Genomic DNA, 14,362 nt, shown 5'->3' on the forward strand with positions numbered 1-14,362 from the left:
CAGGAGATCAGTTGACTACCATTCGTGCCATCCGGGGAATGAACGACATTCTCCCCGAAGAGAGTGTTGCCTGGCAGTATCTGGAGTCCGCCATTGCCGCGGTGTTGGACAGCTACGGCTACGGCGAGATCCGCCTGCCGATTGTGGAGCAGACGGCCCTGTTCCGGCGCTCCATCGGCGAAGTCACGGACATCGTCGAGAAGGAGATGTACAGCTTCGACGACCGCAACGGCGAGAGCCTGACCCTGCGCCCGGAAGGCACCGCGGGCTGCGTCCGCGCGGCGATCCAGAACAGCCTGCTGGGCGTGCCCCAGCGGCTCTGGTACAGCGGCCCCATGTTCCGCTACGAACGTCCGCAGAAGGGCCGCCAGCGGCAGTTTCACCAGGTGGGCGCCGAGGCCTTCGGTATCGCCACCCCGGATATCGACGCCGAGCTGATCCTGCTCAGCGCCCGCCTGTGGCGGCTGCTGGGCGTTGCCGACCATGTGCAGTTGCAGATCAATTCCATTGGCAGCAGCGGCGCGCGCCAGGCCTATCGCACGGCGCTGGTCGATTACCTGACCGGCCATCGCGAGGCCCTGGACGAGGACAGTCAGCGACGGTTGCAGAGCAACCCCCTGCGGATTCTTGACAGCAAGCATCCCGGCACCCGGGAAATACTGGCGGACGCGCCGGTGCTGACGGATTACCTGGACGCTGAATCCCGGGCGGATTTTGCCAGGCTGGGTGAACTTCTGCAGGCGGCATCGGTCCCCTATGTGGTCAATCCGCAGCTGGTGCGCGGACTGGACTACTACAACAAGACCGTGTTTGAGTGGGTGACGGACAAGCTCGGCGCCCAGGGCACCATCTGCGCCGGCGGCCGCTATGACGGACTGGTCGAGCAGCTGGGCGGCAAGCCAACCCCGGGCGTCGGCTTTGCCCTGGGCAAGGAACGCCTGGTCCTGCTGCTGGAGGCGCTGGCGGTGGCCCCGCCGGTGCCTGCGGCTGCGGATATCTATGTGGTCAACGCCGGTACCGCGGCGGAAGTGGCCGCCGTGGCAGCGCTGGAAACGCTGCGCGATGCCCTGCCTGCACTGCGTATTGTGCAGCACACGGGCGGCGGCAGTTTCCGCAGCCAATTGAAAAAAGCCGACAAGAGCGGGGCTCGCTGGGCCCTGATCTGGGGTGAGGACGAGGTCGCGTCCGGCACCGTGACCGTCAAGTCACTGCGCGAGCAGGGGCCACAGGAGTCCATGGTGGTAGCGGATCTCCCCAACTACCTGGCACAACATTCAGCGCCATAACAGGAAAATCAAGGAACCGGATCGTGGAATCATATCGGACAGAAGAAGAGCAGGTTGAAGCACTCCGCCGCTGGTGGAACGAGAACGGCCGCTCAACCATGTTTGCCATTGTGCTTGTGCTGGCGGGGGTGTTCGGCTGGCAGGGCTGGCAGCGCTATGAAGCCCAGCGCAGCGCCAGCGCCTCGGACCTGTATCAGCAGATGCTGGAGGCCGTATCCATGGCCGAGCAGGGGGTTGTGAATGGCGCTCCCGCTGAACGGCTCGCCAGCCAGTTGCGCAACGACTATGGCGGTACGACCTACGCCCAGTTTGCCGCACTGCACCAGGCTCGCATGGCAGTAGCTGGCGACGATCTCGACGCCGCGGAGAACCACCTGCGCTGGGTCCTCGGCAAAGCGGGCAGCGGCAGCGATACCGCCATGGTGGCGCAGCTGCGGCTGGCACGGGTGCTGGCGGCCCGGGGTGAGACCGAGCAGGCGCTGAAACTGCTGGCACCCGCCAGTGGCGACACATTCCCCGCAGCCTCGGCACTGGCCCGCGGCGACGTGCTGGCAGCGGCCGGTCGCGACGCCGAGGCACTGGCTGCCTACCGCGACGCCCAGGCCCTGGTGCAGGAGTATCCCGGCCAGCTCGATCTTTTGACCCTGGAGGCAAAAATCCAGAGCCTGGTCGCCGCTGGCGGGGAGGCGGGCGCATGATGACGCTATCCGCACGCTGGGGCGCCCTGCTGCTGTCGGCTCTGCTTGTCAGCGGCTGCAGCACCATGAAAGGCTGGTTTTCAATTGATGATGACGAGGACCCGCGGCAGCCCGTCGAACTGCAGGACATTGAGGAAACCGTCAAGGTCAAACGCCTCTGGTCCACCGGCATCGGGAACGGTCAGGGCGACGGCCTCTACCGCATTGAGCCGGTCATTGGCGGCGAGCGGATCTACGCCGCTTCCGCCGATGGCGAGGTGCAGGCACTGGAGCGCAGCAACGGCCGTCGGATCTGGAGCCGGGACCTGGAGATGCCGATTTCCGGCGGTGTCGGCCTCTATGGTGACAACCTGTTTCTCGGCGGCAGCGATGGTTTTGTGCTGCGTCTGGACGCCGCTACCGGGGAGACTCGCTGGCGCGCGCGGGTAACCGGGGAAGTGCTGGCCCCGCCCCAGGGCAATGGTCGTGTGGTCGTGGCCCAGACCTATGACGGCAAACTGCACGGTCTGGATTTTGCCTCCGGCGAACGGCTGTGGACCTATGACAGCAACATGCCGGTACTGACCATTCGCGGCACCAGTACACCCATATTCCGCGACAGCATGGTGCTGGCGGGCTTCGCCAATGGCAAGGTGCTGGGATTTGATGCCCGCACCGGCGGTGTCGAATGGGAGGCCAGGGTGGCTATCCCCCAGGGCCGTTCGGAGATCGAACGCATCGTCGATATCGACGGCACCATGGTGGTGGTGGGCAACGAGGTGTTCGCAGCCAGCTACCAGGGCAATCTCGTCGCGATCGAGGCCAGTAGCGGGCGCAAGCTGTGGGAGCGTCCGGTGTCCTCCGTGTCCGGCGTGTCCCAGGGCTTCGGCAATGTCTATGTCGCGGACGAGGATGGCACGGTATTCGCGTTCCAGCGCAATGGCCGGGGCCAGCGCTGGAGTCAGGACGCGCTGGGCTGGCGCGGCCTCGGCCGCCCGGTAACGGCCAGCAGCTACGTCGCGGTGCCGGATTTCGAGGGCTACGTTCACCTCCTGTCGCAGGTGGACGGCAGCTTTGTCGGCCGCTTTCGTGCCGACAGCAAGGGCATCAGTGCCGATATGCTCAACGATGGCAACATACTCTATGTGTATGGCAACGGTGGCAAGCTGCAAGCCTATGAGCTGAGTGCCACAACCAGGTAAATGCAATGGTTCCGGTGATTGCCCTGGTCGGGCGTCCCAATGTGGGCAAATCGACCCTGTTCAACCAGCTGACCCGCAGTCGCGACGCGCTGGTGGCAAACCTCTCGGGTCTGACCCGGGATCGCAAGTACGGTGAGGCCCGTATCGGCTCGCGCCGTTTCATCGCGATTGACACCGGTGGTATCAGTGGCGATGAAATGGGAATCGAGGCGCAGATGGCCGGGCAGTCCCTGCTGGCCATCGAGGAGGCGGATGCCGTTCTCTTCCTGGTGGATGCCCGGGAGGGCCTGAACGCCGCGGACGAAGCCCTGGCGCGCCACCTGCGCCAGCGCAACAAGTCCTTTCACGTGGTAGTGAACAAGATCGACGGGCTCAACGAGGACGTCGCGCTGGGCGATTTCTACGCCCTGGGCGTCGAGCATCTGTTCGCCATCGCTGCCTCCCACGGCCGCGGCGTGCGGCAGATGATCGACGATGTGCTCGCGACCTTCCCCGAAGCGGAAACCTCCGCCCACGCAGAGTTTGATCACCGTGACAGTGTCCGGGTGGCCATTGTCGGCCGTCCCAATGTCGGCAAGTCCACCCTGGTCAATCGTCTGCTGGGGGAGGAGCGGGTTGTGGTCTACGACGAGCCGGGCACCACCCGCGACAGTATCTACATCGACTACGAGCGCGACGGGCAGCGCTATACGCTGATTGATACCGCCGGGGTGCGGCGGCGCAAGAATGTGCGCGAGACGGTGGAGAAGTTCTCCATCGTGAAAACCCTGAAGGCCATCGATGACGCCCACGTGGTGCTGCTGGTCATGGATGCGCACGAGGGAATCGTCGACCAGGACATGCACTTGCTGGGGCACTGCATCGACGCGGGGCGCGGGCTGGTGCTGGCGGTGAACAAGTGGGACGGGATCGAGCCGCATCAGCGCGACTGGATCAAGACCGAGCTCAATCGCCGCCTGATCTTTGCCGACTACGCCGACACCCACTTCATCTCGGCGCTGCACGGTACCGGGGTCGGGCTGCTGTATAAATCGATTCTCGCCGCCCACAGCTCCGCCACCCGCAAGCTCAATACCAACCAGCTGACCCGGATTCTCGAGGGCGCCGTGTTCGACCATGCGCCGCCGATGATCAACGGCCGCCGCATCAAGCTGCGCTACGCTCACCCCGGTGGCCAGAACCCGCCGCTGATCATCATTCACGGCAACCAGACAGCCAGTGTCCCGAACAGTTACCAGCGCTATCTGGAGAAGGTGTTCCGGCGCGAGCTCAAGCTCACCGGCACGCCAGTGCGGATCGAATTCCGAACCGCCGAGAATCCCTTCGAGGGCAAGCGCAACCAGCTCACCCAGCGCCAGGTCCAGCGCAAGCGGCGGCTGATGGCACACGTGAAAAAGAACGAGAAGAACAAGAAACGCTGAGGGAGGCGCTGTGACCAAGCCTGATCTCGACAGCCGCGCCCATATCGAAGCCTTCGTTGACCGCTTCTACGCCAAACTGCTGGTGGACCCCCAGCTGGCGCCGATATTCCTCGATGTAGCGCACATCGATCTCGCGGTACATCTGCCCCATATCAAGGATTACTGGTGCAAGCTGCTGCTGGGCGAACGTGGCTACAGTCGCCATACCATGGATATCCACCGTCGCCTGCATCGTTTGCGGCCCCTGCAGGCAGAGGATTTTCAGCGCTGGCTGGCACTCTTCACCGCCACGGTGGATGAACACTACAGTGGTGAGCGGGCCAGCCGCGCCAAACAGCTTGCTGCCACCATTGCCGCCAACATGCAGCAGAGCCTGCCCTGAGGAGAAATTTTCAGCAACGGCTTGCACTCTCCGGTTTTGGTGTTATAGTTAGATATAACACCATAGCATTGAGGTTAAGGAGATGCTCATAAACTTACGGCGCAAGCGTCTGCTGGTCAGTCCCAACGGTATCCTGCCCGTGGCGGCATTGTTTATGCTGGCCGCGCTGCTGCTGGCACTGCCGCGGCTGGCGCTGGCGGAAGATGCGATACAAGTGCAGCGGGTGGCAGGCCTGGACGTCAACGAGGTGCTGGTCCACGGCGCCATCGAGGTGGAAATCAGTCAGGGCGACACCGCGGAGCTGCTCCTCCGGGGGCGCCAGAATGAGCTGGAGCCGCCGCCGTTCCACGTGCGCGAGCGCACCCTGGTGCTGGGCCTCCCCGCCGGGGACCGCAGCAGCAGGATCAAAGATGTGCAGTACAAGCTGACCCTGCCGACCCTCGCGCGCCTGCAGCTGCTTGGCTCCGGCGATGTCTTTGTCCGCCCTTTCACCACACCGGCATTGTCGGTCATGGTCGATGGCAGCGGCGATGTGCGTCTGTACGACCTCGACAGCGGCAGTGTGCGCTTCGATATGCGTGGCAGCGGCGACATCCAGGCCGCCAACGTGCAGGCCGAGTCGGTGCGCCTGACCCTGACCGGTTCCGGCGACATCCAGCTTGGGCAGGTCGTGGCCGAAAGCATCGAGGCAGTGGTCAATGGTTCGGGTGATCTCAGCATTGGCAAGGACAGCCGCAGCGGCACTACCGGAATCAACGTTGTCGGGTCCGGCGATGTCAATTTTGCCGGCCTGGATAGCACTGAGGCGGAGATCAATATCGTCGGCTCGGGTACCGCCAGGGTAGGCGAGGTCCGTGCCCTGGATGTGACCATCATGGGTGGCGGAGATGTTTATTACCGCGGCGATCCCGACATCGACCAGACCATATTCGGCTCCGGCCGCCTGCAGCGGAAATAGCACGCGTGGAGTGGAATGACAAACAGCCTATTTACCGGCAGCTGCGCGACCTGGTAGTGGAGAGAATCATGGATGGAACCTTCGCCGAAGGCGAGGCCGTGCCCTCGGTCAGGCAGGTAGCTACCGACTACCAGATCAACCATCTCACCGTGGGCAAGGCCTACCAGGAGCTGGTCGATATCGGCCTGCTGGAGAAGCGGCGGGGCCTGGGCATGTATGTAACCGATGGTGCCCGGGCGGCCCTGACCGAAGATGAGCAGGGCCGTTTTTACAGTGAGGAAGTGCCGGCTTTTGCCGAGCGGGTGCGGGCACTGGGGCTGGATATGGACGATGTGGCGGCGCGGCTGCTGCAACAGGGGGAGGAATCATGACTACTGCAGTCGTCGCGGCCCGGGGGCTGCAGCGCAGGTTTGGGGAGCAGGTGGCGGTGGCGGGCGTTGACCTGCAACTGGAGCCAGGCACGGTGCTGGGGCTGATCGGTCCCAACGGGGCGGGCAAAACGACGCTGTTGCGTTCCCTGCTGGGGTTGACCCGGTGCGAGGGTGATCTGGCGGTGCTGGGGATGGATCCGCGGCGGGATCAGGCAAAACTGATGGAGCAGGTCTGCTTCATCGCCGACACCGCGGTGCTGCCGCGCTGGATGACCGTGCAGCAGCTGCTGGACTATGTGGCGGGAACCCATCCCCGCTTCGACCGCGCCCACACCGAACATTTGCTGGCCGCGACCGAGGTACAGCTCAAGCGCCGCGTCAGCGAGCTCTCCAAGGGCATGACCGTGCAGCTGCACCTGGCGCTGGTGATGGCGATTGACGCCCGCCTGCTGATTCTGGACGAGCCGACTCTCGGCCTCGATATCCTGTTCCGCAAGCAGTTCTTTGAGCAGCTGCTGAACGACTATTTCGACCAAGAGCGCACCATTGTGATCTCGACCCATCAGGTGGAGGAGGTGGAAAACATCCTCACCCATGCCATGTTCATGAATCGGGGCAGGGCGATCCTCTGCGATTCCATGCTGGCGCTGCAGGAAGAGTATCTCGAGCTGCGCGCGGTAGGCGCCGCCGTCGCCCGCGCGGAAGCGATTCCCCATGTCGGCCAGCGCCCGCTGTTGGGCGGCAAGGCCCTGATTTATCAGGGTATTGGGCGCGAGGCTCTGGAGCCCCTGGGGGAGGTGCGCGCGCCGTCACTGGCGGATCTGTTTGTGGCCAAGGTAGGGGAGGACAACAGCCATGTCTGATCATGGGTCGGCGCGCTGGTTTACCCTGGTGCAGCGCGAGTTGCAGGAATACCGGGTATCCCTGGTCTGGACTCCTCTGGTGCTGGCGGGTGCGTTGGCGGTTCTGATGCTCGCCGGCGTGCTGGTAGCCAACCAGTTCAGTAACCTGGGCCAGATTATGCTGCAGGCGGTAATGCAGGAGGAATCCAGTGAGGGCCTCAATCTCAAAATTGGCGTGGTCGTCAATGGTAACGGCAAGCAGGTAACCGTAGTCGCCACCGAAACCGGTGCCGAATCCGCTGCACTGGACGGCCCGGTGCGGGAGGATTACCAGATAGAAGCGGCGCCGGAACTGGCAGACGAGCAACTCTGGGACTTCTCTGCGGACTGGACCTTCTCGCCGGTGGTGCCGGTTGCCGCGGACGGCAAAGGCAATGGGGCGGCTCCGGTAGACAGTCTCAACCCCTTGCTGCACGGGGTGCATGTGTTCATGTTGCTCATCCTGGTGTTTGTGAGCTTCAACTACCTGCTGGGCTGCCTGTACCACGACCGCAAGGATCGCAGCATTCTGTTCTGGCGCTCCATGCCGGTCTCCGTCCGGGATGAGGTGCTGGCGAAACTCGCTGTTGCCCTGCTGGTGGCGCCGGCCATTTTTATCGCCGCATCCCTGCTGGCGCAGCTGGCCACGGTCTTGCTGGCCATGCTGCTGGTACTGCGTATGGACCTGGACCCCTTTGCAGTGGTGCTGAGCCATATCCAGTTCGGGCGTCTGCTGCTGGATCAGCTCGGCGGCTGGCTGCTGACTTCACTGTGGGTGCTGCCGGTCTATGCCTGGGTGCTGCTGGCTTCGGCGGGGGCCAGGCGCTCGCCGTTCATGCTGGCGCTGACGCCGGTGCTGGGCCTGGTACTGCTGGAAGCACTGCTGTTGGGCAGTAGCCACTTCGGCAGCGCGGTCATGAACCACCTGCCGCATTACGACAGTGGCCGCAGCGCGGTGGGTTTCTATCTCCTGGGTCCAGACTGGGCCAATCTGGACTTCCTGGGCCTGGTGCTGGGGCTGCTGGCAGGGACGGTACTGCTGGCGGCGACGATGTGGCTGCGGCGCTATCGTTGGGAGATCTAGAACTATTTTCGAAATGAATAGTAAAAATATTTTCTATTTATTTCAATTATAGTGCTGGGCTCTCTAAGATACCTCCATCCTGTCCTGAAACAGTCGAGGCCTCCCATGTCGGATTATCTGCAAGACGTCGCTTCCTTCACCACTCTGCGCGCCGCGCAAAACGGTACCTGGAACAATATAAACCCCGAATACGCCGCCCGCATGAAGCTGCAGAACCGCTTCCGCACGGGGCTCGATATTGCCCGCTACACCGCCGCCATCATGCGCCGGGACATGGCGGAGTACGACGCCGACAGCAGCCAGTACACCCAGTCCCTGGGCTGCTGGCACGGCTTCATCGGCCAGCAGAAGCTGCTGGCGATCAAGAAGCACCACGGCACCACCAACAAACGCTACCTGTACCTGTCGGGCTGGATGATCGCCGCCCTGCGCAGCGAATTCGGCCCGCTGCCGGACCAGTCCATGCACGAGAAAACCTCGGTACCCGCACTGATCGAAGAGTTGTATACCTTCCTGCGCCAGGCTGACGCCCGCGAGATGGGGCACCTGTTCCACGATCTGGATGCCGCCCGCGCCGAGGGTGACCAGGTCAGGGAAAAAGCTGTGCTCAATGCCATCGACAACTACGAAACCCACGTGGTGCCGATTATTGCCGACATCGATGCCGGTTTCGGCAACGAGGAAGCGACCTATCTGCTGGCGAAGAAAATGATCGAGGCCGGTGCCTGCGCCATTCAGGTGGAAAACCAGGTTTCCGATGCCAAGCAGTGTGGTCACCAGGACGGCAAGGTCACTGTTCCCCACGAGGACTTTCTGGCCAAGATCAACGCCATCCGCTACGCCTTCCTCGAACTGGGCGTTGACGACGGCGTCATCGTCGCCCGCACCGACTCCCTGGGTGCCGGCCTGACCCAGAAGATCCCCGTATCCCGCGACGCCGGTGACCTGGCGCATATGTATAACGCTTTCCTGGAAACAGAAGTGGTGGAAAGTGCCGACGATGTGCGCGAGGGCGACGTGGTGATCAAGCAGGACGGCAAGCTGGTGCGTCCGGTGCGCCTGGCCAACGGTCTCTACCGTTTCCAGGACGGCACCGGCGAAGCCCGCTGCATCCTGGATTCCATCACCAGCCTGCAGCACGGCGCCGACCTGCTGTGGATCGAGACCGAGAAACCCCATATCGGCCAGATTGGCGGGATGGTGGACGAGATCCGCAAGGTTATTCCCAACGCCAAGCTGGTGTACAACAACTCACCGTCTTTCAACTGGACCCTGAGTTTCCGCCAGCAGGTGTTCGATGCCTGGAGCAAGGAGGGCCGGGACCTGTCTGCCTACGACCGCGACCAGCTGATGAGCGTCGACTACGACGGCACCGAGCTGGGGCTGGAGGCCGACCGTCGCATCCAGACCTTCCAGGCGGATGGCTCGCGCGACGCGGGGATTTTCCACCACCTCATCACCCTGCCGACCTACCACACTGCGGCCCTGTCCACGGACAACCTGGCCAAGGGCTACTTCGGCGAGGAAGGGATGCTGGCCTACGTGCAGGGCGTGCAGCGCAAGGAGATTCGAGAGGGCATCGCCTGTGTCAAGCACCAGGACATGGCCGGCTCCAACATGGGCGACGACCACAAGGAATACTTTGCCGGGGAAGGCGCGCTCAAGGCCGGCGGCAAGGACAACACGATGAACCAGTTCGGCTAACCGAAGGGGTCATCCACCGAATGGGCCGGCTGGGTAAACCAGTGCGGCCCTTTTTCTGTCATGTAGAAATGGTCCTCGTGGCGCACGCCGAAGGCGCCGGGCACGCAGATCATCGGCTCGTTGCTGAAGCACATGCCCGCCGCCAGCGGGGTGTCGTCGCCGCGCACCAGATAGGGCCATTCGTGGATGTCCAGGCCAATGCCGTGGCCGGTGCGGTGCGGCAGGCCGGGCAGGGCGTAATCGGGGCCGAGGCCCGCCGCCGTCAGCACCGCGCGGGCGGCGTCGTCGACGCTGCCGCAGGGCACGCCGATCTGCGCCGCGCCGAACGCCGCCAGCTGCGCCGCCTGTTCCAGGTTCCAGATCTCCCGCTGCTGGGCAGTCGGTTCGCCAAAGACGTAGCTGCGGGTGATGTCGGAGATATAGCCGTGGAGCTGGCAGCCGGTGTCGATCAGCACCATGTCGCCCTCGTCCAGGGTCTTGGGCTGGGCCACGCCGTGGGGGAAGGCGCTGTCCGGGCCGAACAGCACGATGCAGAAATACGAGCCCGCCGGGGCGCCGACCTGGCGGTGGGCAGCATCGATGAATGCGCTTACCTCAGTGGTACTGATGCCCGGACGCAGAATGCGCGCAACTGCCCGGTGCACCTCCAGAGTCATGTCCTTGGCCCGCTGCATCAGGGCCAGCTCGGCGGCGGACTTGTACATGCGGCAGCCGGCGGTGACCGCTGTGGCGCTTTGAAAGTGGCAGTCCGGGGCCGCCTGCTGCAGGCCGCCGGCGATGAAGAAGGGTGCGGATTCGTCGATCCCGACTTCGCGGGCGCCGCTATTCGCCAACAATCGGGCGCAGAGCTGGTAGGGGTTTTCATGCTCTTCCCAGCAGTGCACCTCGCCGGGCACCCGCAGGAAACCCTGCAGTGTGCCAAGCTCGAACGCCGGAGCGATGTATACGGGCTCGCCAGTGGCGGGCACCAGCGCCCCTACCAGGCGCTCGCTGGCGGACCAGCGGGTACCGGTAAAATAGTACAGGTTGGTGCCGGCGTTCAGGTAGACCGCATCCAGCCCGATGGCTTGCATCAGGGCCTGGGCCTGAGCCAGCCTGGCGGCAAACTCGCTGTCTTCGATGGGGGTGCTGCCTGCGGTCATATCCTGCAGGCGGGCCAGTTCGGTAGCGGCATCGGAGCCGCCTATGCCGTGGGTCATGGGAGTCCTCGTTGGCGTTGGCGTGGCGGTCGGCTATCCTGACTGCCGGTGTAGTGGAATGATAGTAGCGGGATGATAACTGCAGGGGCTGCAGGGGGAAAGCGGGATGCGGTGGACAAATATTGATCAGCAGCTGTGTTCGGTGGCGCGCGCGCTGTCGGTGGTGGGGGAGCGCTGGACGCTGCTGATCCTGCGGGACGCCTTTCTGGGTACCCGGCGGTTCGAGCAGTTTCAGCACAATCTGGGTATCACCCGGCATCGGCTGTCGGAACGCCTGGGCAAGCTGGTGGAGCAGGGCGTGCTGGTCAAGGTCCCCTACTGCGAGCGCCCCCCGCGCCACGAGTATCGGTTGACGCGCAAGGGCCTGGGACTGTATCCGGTGCTGATGAGCCTGGCGCGCTGGGGCGACGACTGGATGGCCGGCGACGAGGGCGTGCCGCTGGAGTATGTGCATCGCGGCTGCGGCAAACTCACCCGGCCGGTGCTGGCCTGCAGCGAGTGCGGCGAACCCCTGCGCCCGGAGGGGGTTACCCCGCAGCCCGGGCCGCCGCTCGAGACCCTGGCTCAGGAGTTGGGCCGACAGGGGGAGAAAGGCCTCTCCATCCCGGCCCTCATCGGCCGTTCACGCCCCCCGGAATAGGCCGCCGGGCACCGCCCATTTGTATGAAAAAGTTACATTGGCGGGAACTTTAACTTTGCGTTTGAGCGCGTAGACTCTGCGGTATTACAAAAACATCCCCGAAGGAACCCGCAATGACACATTTCAGAAAGACCATTCTCGCAGCGGCAGTCGTCGCCCTGGTGCCGTCAGTTTCCCATGCCCAGCTTGAAGAGGTGCTGGTAACCGCGACCAAGCGCGAGGCATCGGCCCAGGATCTGCCCTTCTCCATCAACGCCCAGTCGGAAGCGGATATTCGCCGTACCGGCGCTACCAATCTGGAAGAGCTGTCGCGCAACGTCGCCGGCCTCGCCATCCAGAACCTGGGTCCGGGCCAGAGCCAGGTCTCCATCCGCGGTGTGTCAGCCGGCCAGGTGGTGCGCGACCAGCCCGGGGTGAAGGAGCAGGTGGGTGTTTACCTCGACGAAACCGTGATTTCCCTGTCGCTGTTTACCCCGGACCTGGACCTGTATGACCTGAACCGGGTCGAGACCCTGCGCGGCCCCCAGGGCACCCTGTTCGGCTCCGGCTCCGTGGGTGGCACGATTCGCTTTATCACCAACCAGCCGGATTTCGAGGAATTCAGCGGTTCGGTGGAAGCCAATCTCAACACCATTGAGGACGGTGATGTGGGCGGCCACTTTAAGGGTATGCTGAATATCCCCATGAACGACAGGGCGGCCCTGCGCATTGTCGGCTACGGCACCGAGTACGGTGGCTGGGTTGACGCCCTGCGCGAAGACGGCAGCTTCAAGGAAGACGTCAACAGCGGCGGCCGCTACGGTGGCCGCATTGCCCTGGCGCTGCAGCCTACCGACAACCTCACCATCACCCCGCGTATCGTGTTTCAGAGCATCGAGACCGATGGTTTCAACCGCGAGGAAGTGTACAACCTGTTTGCCAACCCCTTCACTACCACTCGTCCGCCGGTGCGGCTGGGGGAGCGCGAGCAGTACCTGCGCCTGGACGAGGCGTTTGAAGACGACACCATGATCGCGGACCTGGTGGTCAACTGGAGCCTGGATAACGTCGACGTAACCTACGTCGGCAGCTATGTGGACCGGGAAATCCTCGCCAGCCGCGACGCCAGCGCCCTGACCGGGTCGGTCTCGGTGGATCTCGGTTTTCCGGCGGACGCGGTGCTGATCCCCTCCAACCTGCGCGACAGCACCGACCTCCAGCAGACCACCCACGAACTGCGCCTGGCGTCCAATGCCGACGGGCCGTTCAACTGGGTGGTCGGTGGCTTTTTCTCCGACGTGGAACGGGAGTATGTTCAGCGTCTGCCGACGCCGGGCTACGATGCGGTCACCGATGCGGTGCTGGGCGCAGGTACCGCCGACGCGGTGAGCAACGGCTACGGCCCCGACTCTCCGTACAACTCGGACCTGCCCTACGACATCGAACAGATGGCGGTGTTCGGCGAGGTGACCTTTGACATCACCGAGCGCCTGAACATGACCCTGGGCGGCCGCTTCTACGACTTCGAGGAGGAGCGCCGCTTCACCACCGGCGGCCTGTTCTCGAACGGCGACGACCAGGTGGATTCCACCTCCTCGGACGGCTTCAACCCGCGCGTGCTGGTCAGCTACGATGTCAGCGATGAAATGACGGTGAACGCCCAGGCATCCCAGGGCTTCCGCCTCGGTGGGGTGAACGATCCGCTGAACGTGCCTCTCTGTGATGATGGCGACCTGGAGACCTTCGGCGCCTTCCAGGCCTACGACGATGAGACCCTGTGGAACTATGAACTCGGCTTCAAGAGCGAGTTCGACAAGGTGCGCTTCAACGCCGCGATGTTCTACACCGACATCGAGGACCTGCAGGTGACCCTGGATGCCGGTTCCTGTTCCTCGCGGATCAGCTTCAACGTGCCCGAGGCCCACACCCTGGGCGTAGAGTGGGAGCTGACCGCCTACCCGATGGAACTGCTGATGCTGACATTCTCCGGCAGCCTGCTGGAAGCCGAGTTTGATTCCACAGTGACCGACAGCAGCGGCAATGTGCTGGGCGGGGTCGAGGATGGCAACCGGCTGGCGTCAGTGCCCGAGTTCCAGATGGCGGCCTCCGCCACCTACACCTTCCCGGTGAATGCCTTCGGCTCCAACGAGATGTATCTCACGGCGATGTTCCAGCACGTGGGCGAGCGCTACACCCAGCCCAGTGACCAGGTGGCCGGCGCCGGCAACTTTGTCTCCGGCCTGCCGTTCGGTGGTGCTACCGGCGCGGAGGTTACCGCGGTGGATCTGGAGCTGGATGCCTACGAGCAGGTGAACCTCCGGGCAGGGATTGTCTGGGACACGTTTGAGACGGTGTTCTACGTGGACAACGTGACCGACGAAAACGCCCAGCTGTCCTTCGACCGCGAGCGCGGCGGCCGCGCCCGGCTGGCCTATCGCAACAACCAGCCGCGGACCATTGGTGTCACCCTGCGCAAGTTCTTCTGATCAATCGCCGGTAATGTAGGAGCGCACTCTGTGCGCGATCGCCCGCAGAGCGGGCTCCTACAGGGCGGGAAGGTGTGGGAGCCCGCTGTGCG

General features: G+C 63.8%; 13 protein-coding genes. 12 read left to right on the forward strand and 1 reads right to left on the reverse strand.

Translation table 11 applies throughout. The features are described 5' to 3' along the window. The first annotated feature begins 11 nt into the window (after nucleotides 1–11). The 10 genes from hisS to Q6D67_RS10500 all read left to right on the forward strand — a co-directional run bounded on the left by hisS (nucleotide 12) and on the right by Q6D67_RS10500 (nucleotide 9,966). On the forward strand, nucleotides 12–1,286 hold the full coding sequence (hisS, locus tag Q6D67_RS10455) for a histidine--tRNA ligase (protein WP_304705553.1): 1,275 nt from the start codon (nucleotides 12–14) through the stop codon (nucleotides 1,284–1,286). A 23-nt stretch (nucleotides 1,287–1,309) separates the two neighbouring features. Continuing rightward, a complete protein-coding gene (locus Q6D67_RS10460; RefSeq protein ID WP_304705554.1) occupies nucleotides 1,310–1,984 on the forward strand; it encodes a tetratricopeptide repeat protein in 675 nt (224 codons plus the stop codon). Then, nucleotides 1,981–3,165, forward strand: coding sequence for an outer membrane protein assembly factor BamB (bamB, locus tag Q6D67_RS10465; RefSeq protein ID WP_304705555.1), 1,185 nt, complete (start codon nucleotides 1,981–1,983; stop codon nucleotides 3,163–3,165). The genes Q6D67_RS10460 and bamB overlap by 4 nt, the downstream gene beginning before the upstream one ends. Nucleotides 3,166–3,170: 5 nt before the next feature. Then, nucleotides 3,171–4,586: a ribosome biogenesis GTPase Der gene (gene der / locus Q6D67_RS10470; protein WP_304705556.1), complete on the forward strand. Its 1,416-nt coding sequence runs from the start codon at nucleotides 3,171–3,173 to the stop codon at nucleotides 4,584–4,586. Nucleotides 4,587–4,596: 10 nt separating this feature from the next. Then, entirely contained in the window at nucleotides 4,597–4,968 is a 372-nt protein-coding gene (locus Q6D67_RS10475; protein WP_304705557.1) for a group III truncated hemoglobin, read from the forward strand. A gap of 82 nt (nucleotides 4,969–5,050) precedes the next feature. Beyond that, nucleotides 5,051–5,926 (forward strand): GIN domain-containing protein, encoded by an 876-nt coding sequence (locus Q6D67_RS10480; protein ID WP_304705558.1) that lies wholly within the window; start codon nucleotides 5,051–5,053, stop codon nucleotides 5,924–5,926. Nucleotides 5,927–5,931: 5 nt separating this feature from the next. After that, a complete protein-coding gene (locus tag Q6D67_RS10485; protein WP_370551945.1) occupies nucleotides 5,932–6,297 on the forward strand; it encodes a GntR family transcriptional regulator in 366 nt (121 codons plus the stop codon). Continuing rightward, nucleotides 6,294–7,160, forward strand: a complete 867-nt coding sequence (locus tag Q6D67_RS10490; RefSeq protein ID WP_304705559.1) for an ABC transporter ATP-binding protein — start codon at nucleotides 6,294–6,296, stop codon at nucleotides 7,158–7,160. Before Q6D67_RS10485 ends, Q6D67_RS10490 begins: the two co-directional genes overlap by 4 nt. Further along, entirely contained in the window at nucleotides 7,153–8,262 is a 1,110-nt protein-coding gene (locus Q6D67_RS10495) for an ABC-2 transporter permease (protein ID WP_304705560.1), read from the forward strand. Before Q6D67_RS10490 ends, Q6D67_RS10495 begins: the two co-directional genes overlap by 8 nt. Before the next feature lie 105 nt (nucleotides 8,263–8,367). Then, nucleotides 8,368–9,966, forward strand: a complete 1,599-nt coding sequence (locus Q6D67_RS10500) for an isocitrate lyase (RefSeq protein WP_304705561.1) — start codon at nucleotides 8,368–8,370, stop codon at nucleotides 9,964–9,966. Here Q6D67_RS10500 and Q6D67_RS10505 read toward each other — a convergent pair. Further along, the gene (locus Q6D67_RS10505) at nucleotides 9,963–11,165 is read right to left on the reverse strand and encodes a Xaa-Pro peptidase family protein (protein ID WP_304705562.1); all 1,203 of its coding nucleotides are present in this window, start codon (nucleotides 11,163–11,165) and stop codon (nucleotides 9,963–9,965) included. The two genes, Q6D67_RS10500 and Q6D67_RS10505, sit on opposite strands and share 4 nt — an antisense overlap. Before the next feature lie 106 nt (nucleotides 11,166–11,271). Here Q6D67_RS10505 and Q6D67_RS10510 point away from each other — a divergent pair, with 106 nt between their 5' ends. Both Q6D67_RS10510 and Q6D67_RS10515 read left to right on the forward strand, forming a co-directional pair. After that, nucleotides 11,272–11,805, forward strand: coding sequence for a helix-turn-helix domain-containing protein (locus Q6D67_RS10510; RefSeq protein WP_304705563.1), 534 nt, complete (start codon nucleotides 11,272–11,274; stop codon nucleotides 11,803–11,805). Between the two features lie 113 nt (nucleotides 11,806–11,918). Next, on the forward strand, nucleotides 11,919–14,270 hold the full coding sequence (locus Q6D67_RS10515; protein WP_304705564.1) for a TonB-dependent receptor: 2,352 nt from the start codon (nucleotides 11,919–11,921) through the stop codon (nucleotides 14,268–14,270). Nucleotides 14,271–14,362 lie beyond the last annotated feature (92 nt).

Source organism: Haliea sp. E1-2-M8 (genome assembly GCF_030649675.1).
Classification (GTDB): domain Bacteria; phylum Pseudomonadota; class Gammaproteobacteria; order Pseudomonadales; family Halieaceae; genus Haliea.

What these genes read in the sequence shown, in the direction of transcription:
- bamB (WP_304705555.1), top strand. Translation starts at nt 1,981, where the DNA reads ATGATGACGCTATCCGCACGCTGGGGCGCCCTGCTGCTGTCGGCTCTG.
- der (WP_304705556.1), top strand. Translation starts at nt 3,171, where the DNA reads ATGGTTCCGGTGATTGCCCTGGTCGGGCGTCCCAATGTGGGCAAATCG.
- Q6D67_RS10480 (WP_304705558.1), top strand. Translation starts at nt 5,051, where the DNA reads ATGCTCATAAACTTACGGCGCAAGCGTCTGCTGGTCAGTCCCAACGGT.
- Q6D67_RS10490 (WP_304705559.1), top strand. Translation starts at nt 6,294, where the DNA reads ATGACTACTGCAGTCGTCGCGGCCCGGGGGCTGCAGCGCAGGTTTGGG.
- Q6D67_RS10495 (WP_304705560.1), top strand. Translation starts at nt 7,153, where the DNA reads ATGTCTGATCATGGGTCGGCGCGCTGGTTTACCCTGGTGCAGCGCGAG.
- Q6D67_RS10500 (WP_304705561.1), top strand. Translation starts at nt 8,368, where the DNA reads ATGTCGGATTATCTGCAAGACGTCGCTTCCTTCACCACTCTGCGCGCC.
- Q6D67_RS10505 (WP_304705562.1), bottom strand. Translation starts at nt 11,165, where the DNA reads ATGACCCACGGCATAGGCGGCTCCGATGCCGCTACCGAACTGGCCCGC.
- Q6D67_RS10510 (WP_304705563.1), top strand. Translation starts at nt 11,272, where the DNA reads ATGCGGTGGACAAATATTGATCAGCAGCTGTGTTCGGTGGCGCGCGCG.
- Q6D67_RS10515 (WP_304705564.1), top strand. Translation starts at nt 11,919, where the DNA reads ATGACACATTTCAGAAAGACCATTCTCGCAGCGGCAGTCGTCGCCCTG.